Below are 19948 nucleotides of genomic sequence, written 5' to 3' on the forward strand. Positions count from 1 at the left end.
TGGAACTCGGCACTGAGACGGAGGTCACGCATGACGGTCATCGATCTGAACAGCGACGTGGGCGAGTCGTTCGGCAACTGGCACATGGGCGACGACGCCGCCATCTTCCGTTCCGTCTCCTCCGCCAACGTGGCCTGCGGGTTCCACGCCGGGGACCCGGGCACCATGGCACAGACGTGCCGGGACGCGGTGGCCGCAGGAGTCACCGTGGGCGCCCACGTGGCGTACAGGGACCTGGCCGGTTTTGGCCGACGGTTCCTGGACTGCTCCCCCACAGAACTCGCCGATGACGTGCTCTACCAAATGGGTGCACTCGAGGCGATGGCGCGCTCGGCCGGCGCGACCATCGAATACGTCAAACCCCACGGGGCGCTGTACAACACGATTGTCCACCACGAGGCACACGCGCAGGCGGTCGTGGACGCGGTCAAGGCGTTCGGCGGTGACCTTCCGTTGCTGCTGCTGCCCGGTTCCGTGGCCCTGGACAAGGCCGAGCGGGCGGGACTGCGCGGGGTGGCCGAGGCATTCGCCGACCGCGGGTACACCCCCGAGGGCACGCTGGTCTCCCGCCGCGAGCAAGGCGCTGTGTTGCACGACGCCGCCCAGGTCACCGAGCGCATGATCCGCCTGGCCGAACACGGCACGCTGACCGCGGTGGACGGCTCCACGGTGCATCTCGCCGCCGAGAGCATTTGCGTGCACGGGGATACCCCCGGGTCCGCAGCCATGGCCGCCGAGGTCCGCGCGGGTCTGGAGCGCGCGGGCATCACGATCCGGTCGTTCGTGTGAGCGGCCGCGACTCGACGACGCACGGTCCGGGCGCCGCCCACGACGGCACGGGCGTGCCCTCCCCGGCCACTCCGCGAGCCGCCAACGTGACGCGGAGCGGATCCGGCGCGCCGCGCACCGCACCCCGGGACCGAGCCACCGCGCCTGCCACGTCCTCGTCGGCAGCACCCGACACGGCCACCCCGCCGCGGACGGGTCTGCGCTGGGCCGGCACGCGGGCCTTCCTGATCGAGTGCCCAACGCTCGAGCACGTGATGCGGCTGCATGCCCACCTGAGTGCCCACCCGTACCCGGGTCAGCTCGATGTCCTGGCCGCCGCGGAGACCGTATTGCTGACCTTCACAACTCCCGCCGCGGCGCGGAGGGCCGCGAGCGACGTCGTCGACATCCGGCTCGATTCCACCGAACCGGCCGCGGGTAAGGACGTGGCAATCGACGTGGTCTACGACGGCGAAGATTTGGCCGCCGTGGGAAAGCTGACCGGGCTCGGCGAGCGCGGCGTGATCGAGGCGCACACGGGAGCCGACTGGACGGCGGCGTTCGGCGGGTTCGCGCCGGGATTCGCGTACCTTGTGGCCGACGGCGATCCGCTCGAGGTGCCGCGCAGGGACTCGCCCCGCACCGCGGTGCCGGCCGGGTCCGTGGCGCTCGCGGGACGCTTCTCGGCCGTCTACCCACGGCGTTCCCCCGGGGGCTGGCAGCTGATCGGTCACACGGACGCGCCGCTGTGGGACGTGGGCCGGGAAGAGCCCGCCCTGATCCGACCGGGTGACACCGTGCGCTACCGGGCGGTGCGCGAACTCGTGACGGTGTCCTCAGAGACGGCACTACCCGCGTCGCGCCGGGAGCGGAAACACGCCCTGATGATCGAGGATCCCGGGATGCAGTCCCTGCCCCAGGACCGCGGCAGACCCGGCCGAGGCGACCTGGGCGTGGTGGCCTCCGGCGCGGCGGACCGCGCGTCGGCCGAGCAGGCCAACCGGCTGGTGGGCAACTCGCCCGAGGCCGCCGTGATCGAGACGCTGCTGGGTGGACTGTCGGTCACGGCCCGCGGGCACCACGTACTGGCCCTCAGTGGCGCGCCCACTCCGGCCCGGATCGAGGGACCCCTCGGCAGACGCGCCGTCACGTGCCACGCTCCGTTCGCCCTGTACGACGGCGAACGCCTCACCCTGGGGGCCCCGGACAGAGGCCTGCGCACCTATCTGGCAGTGCGAGGTGGGATCGACGTACCCGAGGTGCTGGGGAGCCGCTCCTCGGATGCGCTCTCCGGGATCGGACCGGACCCGTTGAGCGCCGGTGACGAGCTCCCGGTTCTCAAGGCCGCCGCGGGCCGGACCGTGGGGTTGCCCGAACCGCCGGCGGTCACGCTTCCCACCCCCGGGGAGACCGTCACCCTGCGGGTGAGCCCGGGGCCCCGTGACGATTGGTTCACACCGGAAGCACTCGAGACGTTCAACTCGCGGGACTGGGTCGTGAGTGAGCAGTCCAACCGCGTGGGGGTGCGCTTCGAGGAACCCCCCGAGGGCCCGCCGCTCGAGCGTTCCCGCGAGGGCGAACTGGCGAGCGAGGGCGTGGTGGCAGGTTCCCTACAGGTCCCCCACTCGGGGGTTCCCGTGCTCTTCCTGGCCGACCATCCCGTGACGGGCGGCTATCCCGTGATCGGGGTCGTACTTCCGGAGGACCTCCCCCTCGCCGCGCAGCTACCCCCGAGCAGCGCGGTCCGCTTCACGTTCACCGATCCGCCCCACCCCGCATCCGACACCGCAGGAGACACACCATGAAGAAGGTCCTGATCGCCAACCGCGGGGAGATCGCGGTGCGGATCGCGCGGGCGTGCGCGGACGCCGGCCTGACCTCGGTGGCCGTGTACTCCGAACCTGACGCCGACGCCTTCCACGTGCATATGGCCGACGAGGCCTACGCCCTGCCCGGTTCCGCCTCCGCGGACACCTACCTGCATATCGACCGTCTGCTCGCCGTGGCCTCCCGTTCCGGCGCGGACGCCGTGCACCCGGGCTACGGGTTCCTGTCCGAGAACGCGGACTTCGCGCAGGCCGTGGCGGACGCCGGCCTCACCTGGATCGGTCCGTCCGCCCGGGTCATCCGCGAGCTGGGCAACAAGGTCACCGCCCGGGCCATCGCCGTGAGCGCCGGCGCTCCCCTGGTTCCCGGCACGGACGGTCCCGTGGACGACGCCGCTGCGGCCCGGTCATTCGCCGAGGAGCACGGACTGCCCATCGCCATCAAGGCCGCCTTCGGCGGTGGTGGTCGTGGGATGCGCGTGGCCAGGACCATGGACGAGATCGACGCGGCGTTCGAGGCGGCGGTGCGCGAAGCGACGTCGGCGTTCGGGCGGGGCGAATGCTTCGTGGAGCGTTTCCTGGACAAGCCCCGCCACGTGGAGGCCCAGGTCGTGGCAGACGCCCACGGTTCCGTGATCGTGGTGGGCACGCGTGACTGCTCACTGCAACGGCGGAACCAGAAGCTCGTGGAGGAGGCCCCTGCGCCGTTCCTGACCGATGAGCAGCGCACGACGATTCATGAATCCGCGCGCGCCATCTGCCGGGAGGCCGGGTACACCGGGGCGGGCACGGTCGAGTACCTCGTGGCCCCGGACGGGCTGATCTCCTTCCTGGAGGTCAACACGCGGCTGCAGGTGGAACACCCCGTCACGGAGCAGACCGCGGGCGTGGACCTCGTGCGGGAACAGTTCCGCGTGGCCGACGGGTTGGCGCTGAGCCTCACCGAGGACCCGTCACCGAACGGGCATGCGTTCGAGTTCCGACTCAATGCGGAGGACCCGGCCCTCGGGTTCCTCCCCACTCCCGGCGCGGTGGAGGCGTTCGAGGCGCCCACGGGCTCGGGGGTGCGCATGGACACCGGCGTGCGTTCCGGGTCCGTGGTGCCCGCCGAGTACGACTCCCTGCTGGCCAAACTCATCGTGTGGGGCGAGGACCGGCAGCAGGCCCTCGTACGCTCGCGCGCCGCGCTGCGGGAGCTCGTGATCCGCGGGGTGCCCACAGTGGTCCCGTTCCACCGGGCGGTCCTGGAGGAGCCCGCGTTCACGTCCCCGGACGGGATGGGGGTGTACACCACGTGGATCGAGGACGAGTTCACACGCAAGCTGGAGGCCTTCCCGTACGTGGCGTCCGGGGCCGGCGAGCGCACCACGGTCACGGTGGAGATCGACGGGCGCGCCCATCAACTGGGCCTGCCCGCAGACCTTGCCGCCGCCCTCCTGGGTGGCGGATCCGTGGCAGGTTCCGGGTCCGCTTCGGCCTCCCGGGGCGCCGAATCGCGGTCCGGTGAGACCGCGGGAGCGGGGGCAGAAACCGGGGCGTCGTCGTCGCCCCATGCGGACTCGGCAGGAACGAGCCTGGTGGCGCCCATGAACGGGACGGTCGTGACGTGGGCCACGCAGGACGGCGCCGAGGTGGCCGAGGGCGACACCGTCCTCACGCTGGAGGCGATGAAGATGGAGACGCCCGTCCGCGCTCATCGCTCCGGCACGCTGACCCGGGCGGACCTGGCGGAGGGGTCCGCCGTGTGCAAGGGGCAGACGCTGGGAGAGATCGCGTGACGGCCGTCGAGCCGCGCGAGAACGCCCAGGCGAGTGCCCAGGCGGCCCGGCAGTTGCGCGCCCGCATCTCGAACGGCCAACTGCCCCCGGGAGCGAAACTCTCGGAACAGGCCGTGGCCCGGGAGCTGGGGGTCTCGCGCAACACCTTGCGCGAGGCGTTCACCATGTTGGCGGCGGAGCGTCTCGTGGATCGGATCGCGCACCGGGGTGTGTTCGTCGCACAGCCCGACGCCGACGACGTCCGCGACCTCTACGCTGCCCGCTGCGTCTTGGAGCCGGGCACCATGCTGTGGGGTGTGCCCGATCCGCAGTCGCTGTCCCGGCTTAGTGCGCTCACCACCTCGGCGCTCGCCGCCCGGAATGCCGGGGACGTGATGGCCATGGCGGATGCGAACCAGGGCTTCCACCGGGAGCTCGTGGCGTCGTCCGGTTCGGCGGAGCTGGTCGCGGTCATGGATCGGTTGTCGGCGCGGATGCGGCTGGTGTTCCACGCGATGTCCACGGATCCGCAGTTCCACGCGCGCTACGCGGTGCGCAATACCCAGGTGCTGCGATCCCTCGAGTCCGGCGACCGTGACCGGGCCGTGCACCTACTCAGGGAGTCCCTGACCGCGGCACGGGACGAGATCCTCGCGCACCTGACCTGACGGGTCGGGTGGGCGGGATCAGGACCAGAGCTTCGCGAGGCCCGCCAGGGAGTTCCACGCGAGATACACCGTGAGCAACCAGGCGAGGACACCCACCACGAGCAGCCACACCGGGTAGCGGTAGCCGTGCAACAGATCCCTGCGGCGCCATGCGACCCACAACAGGATGGCGAAACCGACGGGCAGGATCAGGGCGTTGAACGCGCCAGCGAAGATCAGCAGGGTCTGCGGTGCCTGGCCCAGGAAGAGGTAGACCACCGCGCACACCGCGATGAAGGCCACGGTGAGCAGGTTCCGGGTGCGCGGCTTGCCCTGGGACGAGGTCACGAAGGAGATGGACGTGAACGCGGCCCCGATGACCGAGGTCAGCGCCGCGGCCCACAGCACCACACCGAAGATCCGTACACCGATCTCACCGGCCGCGGCACCGAAGGCCTCCGCCGCCATGTTGTCGCTCGTGAGGGAGACCCCGCCGGCCACCACCCCGAAGATCGCGAGGAACAACAACACACGCATCACGCACGTGACCAGGATGCCCAGCACAGAACTGCGCGTGATCTCCCGGACGCTCTCCACACCGGTGACTCCCGAGTCGATCATGCGGTGCGCGCCGGAGTACGTGATGTACCCGCCCACCGTGCCGCCGATCAGCGTGGTGATCACCAGGACGTCGATCCGCTCCGGCAACACCGTGTTCTTCAGCGCCTCCCCCACGGGCGGAGCCGCCACGATGGCCACGTACAGCATGAGCAGGATCATGACGGCGCCCAACAGCACCACGATGCGGTCCAGCGCGAGTCCCGCGCGCTTCGAGAGGAAGATCAACACGGCGATCGCGGCGGAGATCCCCCCGCCGATCTTGGGATCCAGGCCCAACATGGCGTTGAGGCCCAGACCGGTTCCCGCGATGTTGCCGATGTTGAAGACCGCACCGCCCAGGAAAACCAGCGCCGCGAGCACCGCCCCGGCACCGGGCAACACCCTCCCGGCCAGTTCCTGCGCCCGGCGACCCGAGATCCCGATGACCCGCCACACGTTCAGCTGCACGGCGATGTCCACGAGGATCGAGATGAGGATGGCGAACGCGAAGGCAGCGCCCAACTGCACCGTGAAGACGGTAGTCTGGGTGATGAAACCGGGCCCGATGGCACTCGTGGCCATGAGGAACATGGCCCCCAACAGGGCACTGCGGTGCCCGGTGGTGCGCTGGGGCGTTTTCCCGCCCTCGGTCACGGACTCGCCGGGCTGCGGGCTGGGACTGACAGAGGACATGCTTCCATCCAAGGGGTCACGCGAGCGGGGACACATTCGTGCAATGAAGGCAGCCTATAGGTTGTTCAACAATCTGCCCAGCGAACTGTGGGACAACTGACGGCGCGGCGGCAATGTCCGAGGCATCCCCAGACCATGCCCGAGATTCTGGGTAGCGAAAAGCCACTTCGGACGGACCGAAGTGGCTTCTCGATGCCTCGATTTCCATTAACGGCTTCGCGCTGCCTCAGCAGTTGAGGAGCGGCTCACCCTCCGCGGGTGCGGCGCGCTCAGCGCAGGATCGGCAGCTGCATGGGATAGCGGTACACCACGCCCCGGCCGGCCCTGACCGCGGCCATGATGTGGCACACGAGCAACAGGACCCAGTACGCGGCGATCAGCAGCAGCCCCACGGGCGAGAGGATCACCGTGAACAGCAGGATCCAGCCCACCAGGTTGACGAGCCACATGGTCACGTTGAAGTTGAACGCGCCCGCGGCGGCCGACCGCAGGAACGGGCTCTTGTCCTTGTAGACGAACCACACGATGAGCGGGCCCAGGAAGCCGAGCCAGCCCACGGAGACGATCGCGGCGATCGGGCCCGCGAGGTGGGTCAGCACGGCCACGGTGCGCTCGTCGTCCCGGGGCCCGGAGGAACCCGCGCGGTAGCCGTTGGGACCCTGGGCGTGCGGGCCGCCCTGCGCGTACTGCTGGCCGCGGGGGTCGGGCCCGCCGGGGCCCGTGGGTCCCTGCGAGCGGTAGTCGGGACGCGGTTGCTGCGGTTCGTAGCTCATGTCATCTCCGTGGTGTCCGAGCCGGGAAGGCTCACTGGTCGTGTCCTGGCTCCAGCCTAGGCGGAGGCGCCGTTCGGCACGGAGGGGTTATCCGCAGTCTTGGAGAGGGGTTTCTCACCGGCGGGCACGGGAGACTTCGCACTGTGCTTGGCGGCGCCGTCGGAACCGCGCAGACCCACCCACTTGTCGTAGCCCCAACCGCCCAGCACGCCCACGAGCAGAGCGAGCGCGAGCATGACGAACAGTCCGATGACCCCGGTAGTGAGACCGGCCTCCGGGATCGCGTCGAAGAACAGCGCGGAGCGGATGGACGTGAAGATGTGATGCAAGGGCTCGATCGGGGCGATCGCACGGAAGAATCCGGGAACCGCCTCCAACGGGACCACGGCGCCCGCGGAGGGCAGGCCCATGAAGACGAGGTAGGCCAGGCACAACAACATGCCCACGCTACCGCCCACGGAGATCAGGGCCAGGGCGATGGCCGAGACCGTGGACATCGCGAGCCACCCGAGCAGGAACACGAGCAGCCCGTGAGGAACGGGCATGCCCACGGCGGAGGCCACCCACATCATGAGCGCGGACGCGGGCAGTGCCGCGACCACGAACGTCAGCCACTTCATGAGGAAGCCCACCGGGCGGGGCAGCACGGCGCGTTCGTAGTCCTTGAAGAACGGGCCCATCTCGAAGGGCGCCATACCCATCCGCGCATCCATGAGCAGGTTCAGGGCAACGGACCCGGAGAACCCCACCACGAGCAGGAGGATGGAGTAGTAGAAGGCGCTCATCCCCAGCGCAGTACCCTCCTGGAGGTCGTTGTACGGCTTGGAGACCATGGACACCGGGTCGGCCAGGGTCTTCTTGGCCACGGAACTGACCGTGGGCGAGAGATTCTGGGCGATCTGCTCCGCGGAGCCCTCCTGGGCCTTCTGCACCTGCTGCGCGAACTGCTGGACCTCGGGGCCGCCCTGCGCGGCTTGTCGCTGTAGCTGCTGGGATTGTTGCTGCTGGGACTGCTGCAGTTGCTGCAGTACCTGGTTGTATGCCTGTTCCTCGGCGGGAGCCACAGATTCCGAGAGCTGCTCGCCGAGCTTCTTGCTGGCCTCGCGCACGCCGGGCTCGACCGCCCCCGTGGCCAGTCGGGTGCCCAGGGAACCGGCCTGCGGGTCCGTGTAGACCGTGACCTCGGGGCGCGCGGCGTTATCCCGGGTGAGGGACCCCTCGATGAGACTCACGGTGTCCTCGGAGAAGGACTCGGGCACCACCACGGCGGCGTAGAGCTCACCGCGATCCAACTGTTCCCGTGCCTCGTCGATACTGAGCTGCCGGAGGTCGATCTTGTCCTCCTCCGCGGCCTTGTCCGCGAACTTCTGGACGAGGTCCTTGCCCAGGTTCTCCTGGCTGGCCTTGCCGTCGGCCTGGGGCACCTCCGCGCCCTTGTCCTGGTTGACCACGGCAATGGGGAACTCCTTGAAGTGCTTGTCCGGGCTGGACAGGCCTCCCAGGTAGAGGGCGGTGCCGATCACGCCCACGGCGATGATCGCGAGCATGGGCAGCAGCCAGAACCCGACCTGGCCGAAAGGCCGTCCGAGTCGGGCCCGGAGGGAGTGGGCGGGAGCGTGTTTGGGTGTCACAGGTTTCTCCTGGCGCGAGGAATGCACGACGTGTCTGGGGGTTCCTGATCACGATACACTGATGTATCGAGATGTGAAGACGAGGCGATGGATACGTGAGCAACCAGACAGACGCACCCGCTGCACCCGCTGCGGACCTCTCGGAGGGCACGCGGCCCGTCACGAATGACCCTGCCACACAGCAGGCCGCGCGGGACAGGCGTTCCCGCAGCGCCACGCGGCTCAAACTGATCCGCAGCGCCCCGGCCGTCTTCGCGCGGCAGGGGATCGACGGCGCCTCGGTGAGCGACCTGTGCGCGGCCGCCGGTTTCACGCGCGGTGCGTTCTACTCCAACTTCGAGTCCAAGCGGGAACTCGCGATCCTCGCGTTCGAGGACCTCGCCACCCAGCTCGTGGACACCCTCGGCACGGAGCTGGACCACTGGCTCGGCTCGGGACTGGACGTAGAGGACGTGGTCACCCGCATCATCGAGGGCGTGACGGGCCAGGTGGCCAACGTGAACCAGCAGGCCCTGCGCGTGGAACTGTCCCTCGCGGCGTTCCGCTTCCCCGAGGTGCGCCAGCAGATGGCACCCATCCGCGCGCGGGTCTACCACGCCATCGAGCAGGCCCTCGTGCGGGTCGCGCAGACCCAGCGCCTGGAGTTCCTGGTCTCCCCCGGGGACGTGGCCCGCATGCTGCTCACCAGCTACTCGGGCCAGCTCGCGGACCACATGGCCATGGGCGGCTCCGGGCACGGCGCGCAGCAGGTGATCCCCACCATGTGGCTCGCGTTCACGCGCCCCGCCTGATCCCCGACCCCCTGCTCCTCGGGGTGCTCGTCCTGTTGGTGGTGTTCCGCAGTTCCGAACAACTGGCGATCGTCTACGGATTGGCCGTGACGGGCACGTTCCTGCTGACCACCACGCCGTTCTCGGTCTACGCGCACCCCAACACGGTCTCCACTCCCCTCGCGCTGAGCGAGAATGCCCAGTTCAACAGGGTCATCCACGAGAAGGTGTTCACCGCGCACGGTTCCCGCCAACGTCCCGCACATGGCACCTCAGGACGCAGTCACGGTGGATCGCACGGGTGCGGAGTCCGATCACATCACCCAGTTGACCCTGCACTACGGGTTCCTGGACGACCCGGACGTCCCCGCCGGCCCGCGGATCGCGCGTGACCAGGGGGTGGACATCGACCCGGACATCGCCCCCGGAAGTCCCGCAGCCGCGGGACGACCGGGGGCGATCGAACGCGAGCCGGACGGGCCGGTCACACCACGAACGGCAACACGAACAACATGGTGAGCGACCAGATCAGGTGGGTCACGATCCCGGGGACCAGGGAGCGCGTGCGCTCGCGCAGGTACCCCACGAACGCGCCGAGTGCGGCGGCGGCGAGCGCAAGCAGGGGGATGCCGGCCAGGGACGTGACCGCGGTGTAGGCGATCGTGGTCACGAGGATCCGGCGGCCCCGCGGGAGCACGCGCCACAGCGCGCCGCGGTAGTAGGTCTCCTCCGCGACGCCGTTGACCGCGGTGGTCAGGGCCACCATGAACAAGCTCCCCACGCGGGCGTGGTTGAGCAGTTCGTGGACGGGCCCGGCCAGGAACGGCACGAACCGCACCATGAAACCGCCCGCGATGAAAAGCGCCGCCAGCAGCAGACCTCCGATCACCGCGTCCCGCAAGCCCTTGGGGGTGACCTTCCAGGGCAGGCGCTCCCCCGTCATCCGCACGGCGATCGAACTGCCCATGATGTATACCCCCGCGAGGATGAAGGTCGCGGGGGTGAACCACGGGTCCCCGGCGGGGATGCGCAGGGACCACGCGAGACCCGCGGCGGCCAGGAGGCCCGTGATGATCACGACCCACACGGTGCGCTTGCGCGTGGCCTGGGTGGCGTCCCCGTAGGGGCTGACCCGGTACTCGCTCACATCATCACTTCCTGCGCCGATTGAGTACTCGGAGGGTGTTGGTCAGGACGGCGGCGAACGCGGTCCAGCCCGCGTACGGGCTGAGCACAGCGCCCTTCTCGGGGGACACCTTTGCGCTACGGCGCACGAGGTCCGCGCTGCTGAGTGTCAACAGGACAGACTCCACGGAGGACGCGGTGAGCTGCTTGCGGTGGAAGAACAGGATGCTCCACCCGGCGTTGAGCACCAGGTTGGTCCCGAGCGCGGCGATGTAGGCGCGCTTCTCCTTCTCCTGCTTCTTCTCCCCGAGATCCGCGATGGACAGCGCGCCCACCGCGGCGATGTCCGCGTACAGCGCCGTCCACGCCACGGGGAACAGCCAGGCCGGGGGCTGGAACCGGGGCTTGCGCAGTGTGCGGTACCACCGCGAACCGGGGTCGGTCGCCAGGGAACCGGCCACCGCCGTGGCCGCCACGGCCCCCGCGGTGGTCAGGAAGACGCGGCGCCACCGGCCGAGGTCCTCGTTCTTCACGGCGGCGCGCACCGCGTCCGCGAAGGACGTGTGCCCGCCCTCCGGGGCGCCGATGTAATCGTCCAGGTCCCGTTCGTGCAGCACGGTGTCGTGCTGCAGGCTACCGATCAGAGGCCGCGCGAGCCGGGAGCTGATGGGGGTCGCCAGCCCGATCCAGTACGCCGCGAGCTCGGCGGTGGTCACGGGCGCGGTGAGCATGAACCGCCCGCCCTTGCCCACAGCCCGGGCGTACTGGTCCAGCATGTCCGCGTACTCGATGGCGTCCGGACCGCCCACGTCGAACGTGCGGTTCACGTCCGACGGCAGGTCCGCCGCCCCCGCGAGGTAGTGCACCACATCCGCCACGGCGATCGGCTGGATCCGGTTGCGCACCCACTTGGGGGCGATTGCACCCGGCAGTCGCTCGGAGAGGTGACGGATCATGATGAAGGACGAGGACTCGTCCCCGATCACCACACCCGTCTGCAGCGCCGCAGTGGGCACCCCGGAGTCCATGAGCGCCTGCCCCACCTCCACGCGCGAACGCAGGTGATCGGACAGTTGCTCGACCGGCTCGTCCGTGGGGTGCAGTCCCCCCAGGTAGACGATCCGCTGCACGTGGGCGTCGTGGGCGGCCCGCGCGAACGTCTCCGCCATCTCCACTTCTTCCTGTACGAAGTTCTCGGAGTCGCCCATGGAGTGCAGCAGGTACCACGCGACGTCCACGTCCTTCAGGGCGCGGGCGACGTCGCTCGCGTCCGAGGCGTCCCCCTCCACCACTTCCGCGCGTCCGGGTTCGGCGCTCTGCCCATCGGGGACGACAGCGTCCCCCCAGGGGAGGTCGCGCACCTTCTCCGCACTGCGGCTGAGCAGGCGCACCCGCCACCCCCGCTGCAACAGTTCCTGGGCCACCTGGCCGCCAATGTATCCCGTGGCTCCCGTGACCAGGGCGAGCCGTGCGGTCTCAGTCATGCGAACTCCCAACCGTGAACGATCCGTGGATGACCGCGGCGGCCACCCCATCCATGTCGATCGTATGCTGAGCATCCCACGCCATCTACGGGCAGGGCTCCGTCACCCGCGGACGTCCACGTCCTCGAAGATCAGGAACGTCTGCGTGTCCACGACCTCCGGCATGGGCTGGATGCGGTCGAAGATCACATCCCGCAGTTCCGCCGTGCCCCGGGCGCGCACGAGGAGCATGACGTCGAACGTGCCACCCACCAGTGCGATGTGCTGCACCTGGGGGATCTTGCGCAGCTTCACGCACAGGGACGGCCACGTGTTCTGCTTCAACCGCACTGTCACGTATGCCGAGGCCTCGAGCCCCGCCCGCGCGGGATCGATCACCGCGGTGTAGCGCAGCACCACGCCCTGTTCGTGCAGCCTGCGGATGCGCTCGTAGGCGTGCGCGCGGGAGATGTGGACCTTGGCCGCGAGCGCGGTCACCGATTGCCGTGCGTCCGCCGAGAGTTCCTCCAGGATCCGCCGATCCGTGTCGTCCAGTTCGGGGCGCTCCCGCTCCGCCATCCGGTACTCCTTCTCTGTCATCGTGCCCCGCGGTCTCTCGTCATGGGCCTCGCGCGCCATGACCATGGGCCTCACGCCCCTTCGCGACGGCCCGCGCGCTCCGGGGGTGACGACGCCGCCGCGCCGAGCGCCGTCGTCACCGGTCGTGACGCGGTAGACAAAGCAGCATGACGCACGTCACTACCAAGCATATTGTCCATGAGAGTGTCCCAGAATCAACGTTCGTCCACGAATTTCCCCCGGTGTGGAGACGAGGCGGCCGAATTTTTCATACTGTGCGGACGATGTGTCCACCCCGCCCTTCGCTGCGCGCTGCCGCGGAACGAGGTGCCGAGCACCACCGAGTTCCACACAGAGAAGAAAGGGACGCACCATGAGCGAGCCCACCCCCGCCGGTGGCGAATCCGCCGCCCAGGAGCACACTCCGTCCGTGAATCCGGCGGTGGAGGCCTCCAAGAACTTCGGGATCACCCCTGAGCAGTACATGCTGCCCGCGAGCAGCGAGATCCGGCTGCTGAACCCCGACGGCAGCGCGGTCCCGGAGTCCGAGCAGGGTCAGGAGCCCGGCCACGAGTACCCCATGCCGGAGAACCCCCGCCTGCTGGACGCCTACGAGAAGCTCGTGGTGGGCCGGCGCATCAACGACCAGAACATGGCGCTCGTGCGACAGGGCCGCATGGCGGTCTACCCGTCCAGCCACGGCCAGGAGGCCTGCCAGGTGGCGGCTGCCCTGTGCCTCGAGGACGACGATTGGTTGTTCCCCACCTACCGTGACTCCGTGGCCGTGATGTCCCGCGGTGTGGATCCACTGGAGGTCATGAGCACCTACCGCGGGGACTGGCACGGCGGCTACGACCCCCGCAAGTACAAGGTCTCCGTCCAGGCCACTCCGCTGACCACGCAGCTGCTGCACGCCGTGGGCGTGGCCCATGCCGCCAAGCTGCGCGGCGAGAACACGGTGACGTTGGCCATGTGCGGTGACGGGGCGACGTCGGAGGGGGACTTCCACGAGGCCCTGAACTTCGCGGCCGTCTTCCAGCTGCCCGTCCTGTTCCTGGTGCAGAACAACGGGTACGCGATCTCCGTGCCGCTGTCCTCGCAGACGCGCGCGCCGTCCCTGGCCCACAAGGGTGTGGGCTACGGGATGGCCAGCGAGCGCGTGGATGGCAACGACCTCGCGGCGCTGCTCTCCGTCCTGGGCCGCGGCGTGGAGCTGTGCCGCCAGGGCGGCGGTCCGCTGCTCGTGGAGGCCATGACCTACCGCATGCAAGCGCACACCAACGCGGACGACGACACCCGTTACCGCGAGCGCGACGAGGTCAGGGAGTGGGTGGCCAAGGACCCGATCACCCGCATGCAGCGCTACCTTTCCGACCAGGGTGCGCTGGACGACGCCGCGTCCCAACGGATCTCGGAGCACGCCGAGGCCATGGCCAAGCGGCTGCGCGAGGCCATGGCCTCCAAGCCGGAACTGGATCCCCAGGACCTGTTCCGCTTCGTCTACCACGAACCCACGACCCAGTTGCGCGAACAAGCCGCTCAACTGGCCGACGAGCTCTCCCGAGAGGAGGCGTGATGAGCGTTTCGAAAGTCAGTTTCGCCAAGGCGCTGAACACCGCACTCGCGGACGCCATGGAGGCGTCCCGGGAGGTCGTGGTCTTCGGTGAGGACGTGGGGACCCTGGGCGGGGTCTTCCGCATCACGGACGGGTTGACCGCGCGCTTCGGCCGCGAGCGCTGCTTCGACACCCCGCTCGCGGAGTCGGGGATCATCGGCACCGCGGTGGGCATGGCCATGAACGGCATGCGCCCGGTCGCGGAGATGCAGTTCGACGCGTTCGCGTACCCCGCGTTCGAGCAGGTGGCCTCCCATGTGGCCAAGATGCACAACCGGACCCGCGGCAAGCTGCCCATGCCCCTGGTCATCCGCATCCCCTACGGCGGTGGCGTGGGCGGTGTGGAACACCACTGCGACTCCTCCGAGTCCTACTACGCGCACACCCCGGGGCTGAAGGTCTTCACCCCGGCCTCCGTGACGGACGCCTACGTGATGCTGCGCGAGGCGATCGACTCGCCGGACCCCGTGGTGTTCTTCGAGCCCAAGCGGCTGTACTGGTCCACCGCGCAGGTGGACCTGGACGAGCTGCGCTCGCAGTACGAGAACGGGACGCTGCCGCGCCGGGAGGGCCACGCCGTCGTCGCCCGCGAAGGCAGTGACGCGACCCTGATCAGCTACGGGCCGTCCGTGCCCGTGTGCCTGGCCGCAGCCGAGGAAGCCGCCCGGGACGGGATGTCCGTGGAGGTCGTGGACCTGGGCTCCGTGGTCCCCTACGACGACGAGACCGTGGCCGCCTCGGTGCGCAAGACCGGGCGCGCCGTGGTCGTGGCCGAGGCCCAGGGCTTCGCGTCCGTGGCCTCGGAGATCGCCGCGCGCACCCAGGAACGCTGCTTCCACTCGCTCGCCGCACCGGTGCTGCGGGTCACGGGATTCGACATCCCCTACCCCTCGCCGTCCTTCGAGCACCACCACATCCCGAGCTCCGAGCGCGTCCTGGATGCCCTGGACGACCTGCAATGGGAGGACTGACCCGTGAGCATCAATGTGTTCAACCTGCCCGACCTGGGCGAAGGGCTCACCGAGGCGGACATCCTCCGCTGGCTCGTGGCCGAGGGTGACACCGTCACCATGGACCAGCCGATCGTGGAGGTGGAGACCGCCAAGTCGGCCGTGGAGGTACCCACCCCGTTCGAGGGCGTGGTGCACACGCTCCACGGCGCCGAGGGCGACACCCTGCTGGTGGGCCAACCGCTGATCTCCGTCTCCGACGGCATCGAGGCCCCGGAGTCCGCCGCGGGTTCCGGCTCCGACGACGACGCTCCCGAGCCCACCCACGGGGCCGGGTACCGCGAGGAGGAGCTCGCGGGCACCCGCCCGTCGGCCGAGCTCTCCGTGGACGAGGCCGACCCCGAGGCCGGCGAGGACGAGTCCTCCGGCAACGTGTTGATCGGTTACGGGACGTCCGCCGCGGGATCCTCCCGGCGGCGGCGGCACAAGCGCGGCGGTCCTGCCGCTCCGGACGGCGCTGCCCCCACGGGCGCGGCTGCCCACACGCACGACGCGCTGACCGCGGCACCCCGGATGGCCCCCACGGTCGTCTCGCCACTCGTGCGCAAGCTCGCGCGCGAACACGGCGTGGACATCACCGCGCTCGAGGGCACCGGCCCGGGCGGTCTCATCATGCGCCGCGACGTCCTCGTTGCGCTCGACCAGGTCGAGGACCAGCGTTCCCGGGCCGACGCCGCCGGGCCGGCTCCCACGGGTCTGGCCACGGCCGGTCCCGCGGCCCCGGGTCTCACGACCGGTGCACCCGTTCCGCCGCCCCCGGCACCGGGTGGACCGGGGGCTCAGGGTGAACCTGCGGGCCTGGCCGGGGCTCCGAAGCCGCCCGCGGCGCCGTCGTCCTCGCCAGAGCTCGGTGGGACGGGTCAGGACGTGGACCCCCGCACGGGGTTGGGCGTGGCCGTCCGGGAGCCCGTCAAGGGTGTGCGCAAGGCCATTGCGGACGCCATGACGCGCTCGCGAGGCGAGATCCCCGAGGCCACCGTGTGGGTGGACGTGGACGCCACCGAGCTGCTGCGCTTGCGCGCCGAGCTCAAGGCCGCGGACCCGCAGACCACGCCCAGCCTGCTCGCGCTGATCGCGCGGTTCACGCTGGCCGGGCTGCAGCGTTTCCCGCAGTTGAACGCGCGCATGGACACCGCGCCGGGCGGATCCCGCACGATCACCCGGTTCCAGGGGATCAACCTGGGGCTCGCCGTGGAGTCCGAGCGCGGTCTCATGGTGCCCAACCTGCGCAACGCGGACCGGCTCAGCGCCGTGGAGCTCACGGGGGCCATGCGGGAAATCATCGACGTCGCCCGCTCCGGCAAGGCCTCCCTCGCGCAGCTGAGTGGTTCCACGTTCACGCTGAACAACTACGGGGTGTTCGGCACGGACGGGGCCACGCCCATCATCAACCACCCGGAGGTCGCGATCCTGGGAATCGGGCGGATCATCGACAAGCCGTGGGTGGTCAACGGTGAACTCGCGGTACGCAAGGTCGCGACCCTGTCGATCGCTTTCGACCACCGCGTGTGCGACGGCGGCGCGGCGGGCGGCTTCATCCGCTTCGTGGCCGACTGCATCGAGAACCCCGCGGGGGCGCTGGCGCGGATCTGATGTTCCCTGCGCGGGGTGCCCTACTGCTGACACCCCGCTCTCCTGACGACGGCGCGTGGACCTCGGTCCGCGCGCCGTCGTCGTGCGTGCGGGACGGTTTGGGCCGCGCCGACCTCAACGGATCAGCTCTCGCTCCGCCCAGCCCGTGAGTCGTTCCGTGAGGGACGCGGGGAGGTCCCCGGCCGTCATGGCGTCCCGCGCCCGCTCGACGGCGATCTCGACCATCCGCGCCACGGCCGCGTCCGCTCCGGAGCGGGACAGCAAATCGCGGGCCTGGGCAACGTCGTCGGGCGAAGCGGTTCGCTGCGCGCAGCGTTCCCGGAGCGCCCGCCACGCGGGGCCGTGCGGGCCGGACTCCACGAGGCACCCCAGTACGGTGCGGCGACCGGAGGTCAGGAACCGGGCAGGGGCGTCGTCGTCCTCCGAGCCCGTGCACGCGCTCAACTCCCCGGCGAGTGCGTGGGCGACGCCGAGCGCGCGGCCGGCCTGCGCGAGGGCCGTGACCTGCGCGGTCGGGGCGCCGCCGAGCACCGCTCCGGCGCGCAGCGGTGCTTCGAAGCACGGGACAGCGCTGCCGATCCGCAGGGCGTCGAGGACCTCCTGGCGGGAGACCGCACCCGCGCGCCGGGCATGTTCAGCGGCCATCCGATCCCCGGCGGCGGCGTGGAACGCGGCGTGGTCCAGGATGTCCAGGAGCTTGAGCAGGCGGGACTCCGGGGCGTGGGACGTCGCGATCATCCGGTAGGCGCCGGACAGGGCGAGGTCGCTCGCGAGGGCTTCGTCGGTCTCCCCGGCGGCATCGGTGTGGGCCGAGCGCGCCATGGTCCCGCCATGGGGCGAGAGGTCACTGGGCGTTGCGCCGCCGGGTGTCGTCTGCACGCCGTCGCGGAGCTCGAGGGACGCGCGGAGCAACTCGAAGGCGGCCGCCACCGCGTTGAGGACCGGGCGGGTGGGCCGGGCCGGATAGGACTCCGCCGCGGCCATCACGAGCCCCTGTTGCAGCCCGTCCCCGGGGCCGGTCACGCGGGCCACGCACTCCCAGACGTGCTCGTAGCCGGGACTCAGTTCGGCGGCCCGGCGACCGGAGTGCTCCAGGAAACCGCACAGTGCCGCAGCCGGGGTGAACTCCTGGGACCTACGCCCGGTTCCGCTGCTGGTGTAGGAGGACGTGGGCGTCATGGCACCATTCCAGCACACGCGTCAATGAGGGCTCAGACCCCTGGCATGAACGCGAGCTTGACGGCGATGAACAGCATGACCAGCCCCACACCCACATCCACGATCCGCCAGGTCAGCGGGGTGTTGAGCACCTGGGACAGGGCGCGCGCACCCCAGCCCAGCGCGGAGAACCAGATCACGGAACCGGTCATGGCACCGGCGGCGAAGATCCAACGGTGGTCACCGTGCTGATTGGCCAGGTTCCCGAGCATGAGCACGGTGTCCAGGTACACGTGGGGGTTCAGCCACGTGAGGGCCAGGGTGGTGAGCACCGCGGTGCGCAGTGAGCCACCGCCCTCCTGAGCCGCCTCGAGGGTCTGGGGTTTCAGCGCCGACTTGAACGAGAGCACGGCGAATCCCACGAGGTAGAGGACCCCGGCCCAGCGGAAGATGTCCAGCAACCAGGGCGCGCGTTCGATCAGGAACCCGATGCCGGCGGTTCCCAGGGCGATCAGCACCACGTCCGAGGCGATGCAGATCGCCACCACGACGCCCAGGTGTTGGCGGCGGATGCCCTGTCGCAGTACGAAGGCGTTCTGGGCCCCGATGGCCACGATGAGGGCCAGGCCCGTGAGGACACCGGGCAGGAAAGCTGTAGTCACCCGAACAAGTTACCGCCCACGTGAGCTTGCCGACATTCGGTTTACGGTGCCATGGCACAGCACGTATAGTTTCTGAAGAAATTATTGCGGACGCCCGATGAACCGGGTGTCCGACGCCGTAGAAAGGACGTGCCATGACCGTCATGACCGCTGAACATTTGGCCCTCGCGATCACCGAGGAGGATGCCGACCGTCTGTTTTTCGACGCCCGCACCGCAAACCACTTCACGGACGAGCCCGTGACCGAGGACGAGAAGCGCGCCATCTACGAGATCACCAAGATGGGCCCCACCGCGTTCAACTCCCAGCCCCTGCGCATCACGTGGCTGGAGACCCCCGAGGCCCGCGAGCGCCTGGTCCAGCACATGAGCGGCAGCAACCAGGAGAAGACCCGCAAGGCCCCGCTGACCGCGATCCTGGCCTACGACGAGAACTGGCACACCCGCTTCCCCGAGTTCCTCCCCGCCGCCCCGCAGCTGCAGGGCATGTACGACGACAACGATGATCTGCGCCTGACCAGCGGCAAGGCCAACTCCCACATCCAGGTGGGCTACTTCATCGTGGCCGCGCGCGCCGCGGGTCTGGCCGCCGGGCCCATGACCGGTTTCGACGCCGAGGCCGTGGACCGGGAGTTCTTCGCCGGGACGGGCAAGCGCTCGATCGTGGTCGTGAACCTGGGGCACCCCGTGGCCCCCGCCTACGAGCGCGGCCCCCGCTTCCTCGAGGACGACGTCACCGAGACCCTCTGACCCGGGTCAGTCCCCGCTCGACTCCTGGGCCCGCGCGAGCTTGGCCAACACCGGCAGCGCGGCGTCCAGGAGGTCGAGTTCCTCGGCACTCAATTCGTACAGCACATCCGCGACCCGTTCACTGCGGTGCTGATCCTCACGCGCGAGCACCTCTTCCCCCTGCGGGGTCAGCGACACCAGGACGGCCCGCGCATCGGTGGGGTCCGGATCGCGTTGCACGAGTCCGGCCTTGCTCAGCCGGTCCACGCTCTGCGTGGCCGTGGGGGTGCGCACCCCGAGGTTCGAGGCGATGCTCGTCATGCGGGCACCGCCCGGTTTGAGCATGGTCAACAAGCTGATCTGCTGACTCGTGAGCTCCCGCGCCCCCTCCATGCTGCGTAGGAAGTACACCCCTTGGCGCAGCACCGCACGCAGTCGCGCGGCGCTGCGCAGCATGCGGGCTCGGCGGTCGTCGGCGGCCGGAGCGTGCGAGGAGTCCATGACTCACAATCCTAAGCATGCGCGGTACGGCCTCCTCCCGCGTGAACCC

19 protein-coding genes are annotated in these 19948 nt (G+C 69.9%); 10 read left to right on the forward strand and 9 right to left on the reverse strand.

Annotated features, from left to right (window positions below; genetic code table 11):
* Positions 1 to 30: 30 nt before the first annotated feature.
* Genes RF637_RS11895 through RF637_RS11910 form a run of 4 tightly spaced genes read left to right on the forward strand, consistent with a single transcriptional unit; the run spans position 31 to position 5019 of the window.
* Positions 31 to 789, forward strand: a complete 759-nt coding sequence (locus RF637_RS11895; RefSeq protein ID WP_368844933.1) for a LamB/YcsF family protein — start codon at positions 31 to 33, stop codon at positions 787 to 789.
* On the forward strand, positions 786 to 2573 hold the full coding sequence (locus RF637_RS11900) for a 5-oxoprolinase/urea amidolyase family protein (protein WP_368844934.1): 1788 nt from the start codon (positions 786 to 788) through the stop codon (positions 2571 to 2573). The genes RF637_RS11895 and RF637_RS11900 overlap by 4 nt, the downstream gene beginning before the upstream one ends.
* Positions 2570 to 4372 (forward strand): biotin carboxylase N-terminal domain-containing protein, encoded by a 1803-nt coding sequence (locus RF637_RS11905; protein ID WP_368844935.1) that lies wholly within the window; start codon positions 2570 to 2572, stop codon positions 4370 to 4372. The genes RF637_RS11900 and RF637_RS11905 overlap by 4 nt, the downstream gene beginning before the upstream one ends.
* The gene (locus RF637_RS11910) at positions 4369 to 5019 is read left to right on the forward strand and encodes a GntR family transcriptional regulator (RefSeq protein WP_368844936.1); all 651 of its coding nucleotides are present in this window, start codon (positions 4369 to 4371) and stop codon (positions 5017 to 5019) included. The genes RF637_RS11905 and RF637_RS11910 overlap by 4 nt, the downstream gene beginning before the upstream one ends.
* Positions 5020 to 5037: 18 nt before the next feature.
* On the opposite strand, the gene RF637_RS11915 is transcribed toward RF637_RS11910, so the two are convergent.
* From RF637_RS11915 to RF637_RS11925, 3 genes are all read right to left on the reverse strand, one after another.
* Positions 5038 to 6291, reverse strand: a complete 1254-nt coding sequence (locus RF637_RS11915; protein ID WP_368844937.1) for an NRAMP family divalent metal transporter — start codon at positions 6289 to 6291, stop codon at positions 5038 to 5040.
* 269 nt (positions 6292 to 6560) lie between these two features.
* Positions 6561 to 7064: a DUF4870 domain-containing protein gene (locus RF637_RS11920; RefSeq protein WP_085108480.1), complete on the reverse strand. Its 504-nt coding sequence runs from the start codon at positions 7062 to 7064 to the stop codon at positions 6561 to 6563.
* A gap of 56 nt (positions 7065 to 7120) precedes the next feature.
* Positions 7121 to 8695, reverse strand: coding sequence for a YhgE/Pip domain-containing protein (locus RF637_RS11925; protein ID WP_368844938.1), 1575 nt, complete (start codon positions 8693 to 8695; stop codon positions 7121 to 7123).
* A gap of 95 nt (positions 8696 to 8790) precedes the next feature.
* On the opposite strand from RF637_RS11925, the gene RF637_RS11930 reads away from it, so the two are divergent.
* Both RF637_RS11930 and RF637_RS11935 read left to right on the forward strand, forming a co-directional pair.
* Positions 8791 to 9486, forward strand: coding sequence for a TetR/AcrR family transcriptional regulator (locus RF637_RS11930; RefSeq protein WP_144999211.1), 696 nt, complete (start codon positions 8791 to 8793; stop codon positions 9484 to 9486).
* A gap of 243 nt (positions 9487 to 9729) precedes the next feature.
* Positions 9730 to 9984 carry a hypothetical protein gene (locus RF637_RS11935; protein ID WP_240919151.1) on the forward strand — a complete coding sequence of 85 codons (255 nt, stop codon included), beginning with the start codon at positions 9730 to 9732 and terminating at the stop codon, positions 9982 to 9984.
* Here the strand turns inward: RF637_RS11935 and RF637_RS11940 are convergent.
* The 3 genes from RF637_RS11940 to RF637_RS11950 form a co-directional block, all read right to left on the reverse strand.
* The gene (locus RF637_RS11940) at positions 9950 to 10612 is read right to left on the reverse strand and encodes a CPBP family intramembrane glutamic endopeptidase (protein WP_085108484.1); all 663 of its coding nucleotides are present in this window, start codon (positions 10610 to 10612) and stop codon (positions 9950 to 9952) included. The genes RF637_RS11935 and RF637_RS11940 overlap by 35 nt on opposite strands.
* Before the next feature lie 4 nt (positions 10613 to 10616).
* On the reverse strand, positions 10617 to 12074 hold the full coding sequence (locus tag RF637_RS11945; protein WP_144932711.1) for a tryptophan-rich sensory protein: 1458 nt from the start codon (positions 12072 to 12074) through the stop codon (positions 10617 to 10619).
* Positions 12075 to 12176: 102 nt separating this feature from the next.
* Positions 12177 to 12632: an Lrp/AsnC family transcriptional regulator gene (locus RF637_RS11950; protein WP_131333684.1), complete on the reverse strand. Its 456-nt coding sequence runs from the start codon at positions 12630 to 12632 to the stop codon at positions 12177 to 12179.
* Positions 12633 to 13005: 373 nt separating this feature from the next.
* Here RF637_RS11950 and RF637_RS11955 point away from each other — a divergent pair, with 373 nt between their 5' ends.
* From RF637_RS11955 to RF637_RS11965, 3 genes are read left to right on the forward strand one after another with little or no spacing between them, the layout of a single operon-like run.
* Positions 13006 to 14208 (forward strand): thiamine pyrophosphate-dependent dehydrogenase E1 component subunit alpha, encoded by a 1203-nt coding sequence (locus RF637_RS11955; protein ID WP_368844939.1) that lies wholly within the window; start codon positions 13006 to 13008, stop codon positions 14206 to 14208.
* Positions 14208 to 15218 (forward strand): alpha-ketoacid dehydrogenase subunit beta, encoded by a 1011-nt coding sequence (locus RF637_RS11960; protein WP_368844940.1) that lies wholly within the window; start codon positions 14208 to 14210, stop codon positions 15216 to 15218. Before RF637_RS11955 ends, RF637_RS11960 begins: the two co-directional genes overlap by 1 nt.
* A 3-nt stretch (positions 15219 to 15221) precedes the next feature.
* Positions 15222 to 16850, forward strand: coding sequence for a dihydrolipoamide acetyltransferase family protein (locus tag RF637_RS11965; protein ID WP_368844941.1), 1629 nt, complete (start codon positions 15222 to 15224; stop codon positions 16848 to 16850).
* A 114-nt stretch (positions 16851 to 16964) separates the two neighbouring features.
* Here the strand turns inward: RF637_RS11965 and RF637_RS11970 are convergent, their stop codons facing one another.
* Together RF637_RS11970 and RF637_RS11975 are read right to left on the reverse strand one after the other, a co-directional pair.
* Entirely contained in the window at positions 16965 to 18029 is a 1065-nt protein-coding gene (locus RF637_RS11970) for a hypothetical protein (protein ID WP_368835492.1), read from the reverse strand.
* A 32-nt stretch (positions 18030 to 18061) separates the two neighbouring features.
* Positions 18062 to 18670 carry a LysE/ArgO family amino acid transporter gene (locus tag RF637_RS11975; RefSeq protein ID WP_193520091.1) on the reverse strand — a complete coding sequence of 203 codons (609 nt, stop codon included), beginning with the start codon at positions 18668 to 18670 and terminating at the stop codon, positions 18062 to 18064.
* Between the two features lie 134 nt (positions 18671 to 18804).
* Between RF637_RS11975 and RF637_RS11980 the strand changes: the two genes are divergently transcribed.
* The gene (locus RF637_RS11980) at positions 18805 to 19419 is read left to right on the forward strand and encodes a malonic semialdehyde reductase (RefSeq protein WP_193520092.1); all 615 of its coding nucleotides are present in this window, start codon (positions 18805 to 18807) and stop codon (positions 19417 to 19419) included.
* 6 nt (positions 19420 to 19425) lie between these two features.
* Here the strand turns inward: RF637_RS11980 and RF637_RS11985 are convergent, their stop codons facing one another.
* Positions 19426 to 19899 (reverse strand): MarR family winged helix-turn-helix transcriptional regulator, encoded by a 474-nt coding sequence (locus RF637_RS11985; protein WP_085108500.1) that lies wholly within the window; start codon positions 19897 to 19899, stop codon positions 19426 to 19428.
* Positions 19900 to 19948 lie beyond the last annotated feature (49 nt).

It is taken from the genome of Kocuria sp. CPCC 204721, from assembly GCF_040980945.1.
Taxonomy (GTDB): Bacteria; Actinomycetota; Actinomycetes; order Actinomycetales; family Micrococcaceae; genus Kocuria; species Kocuria marina.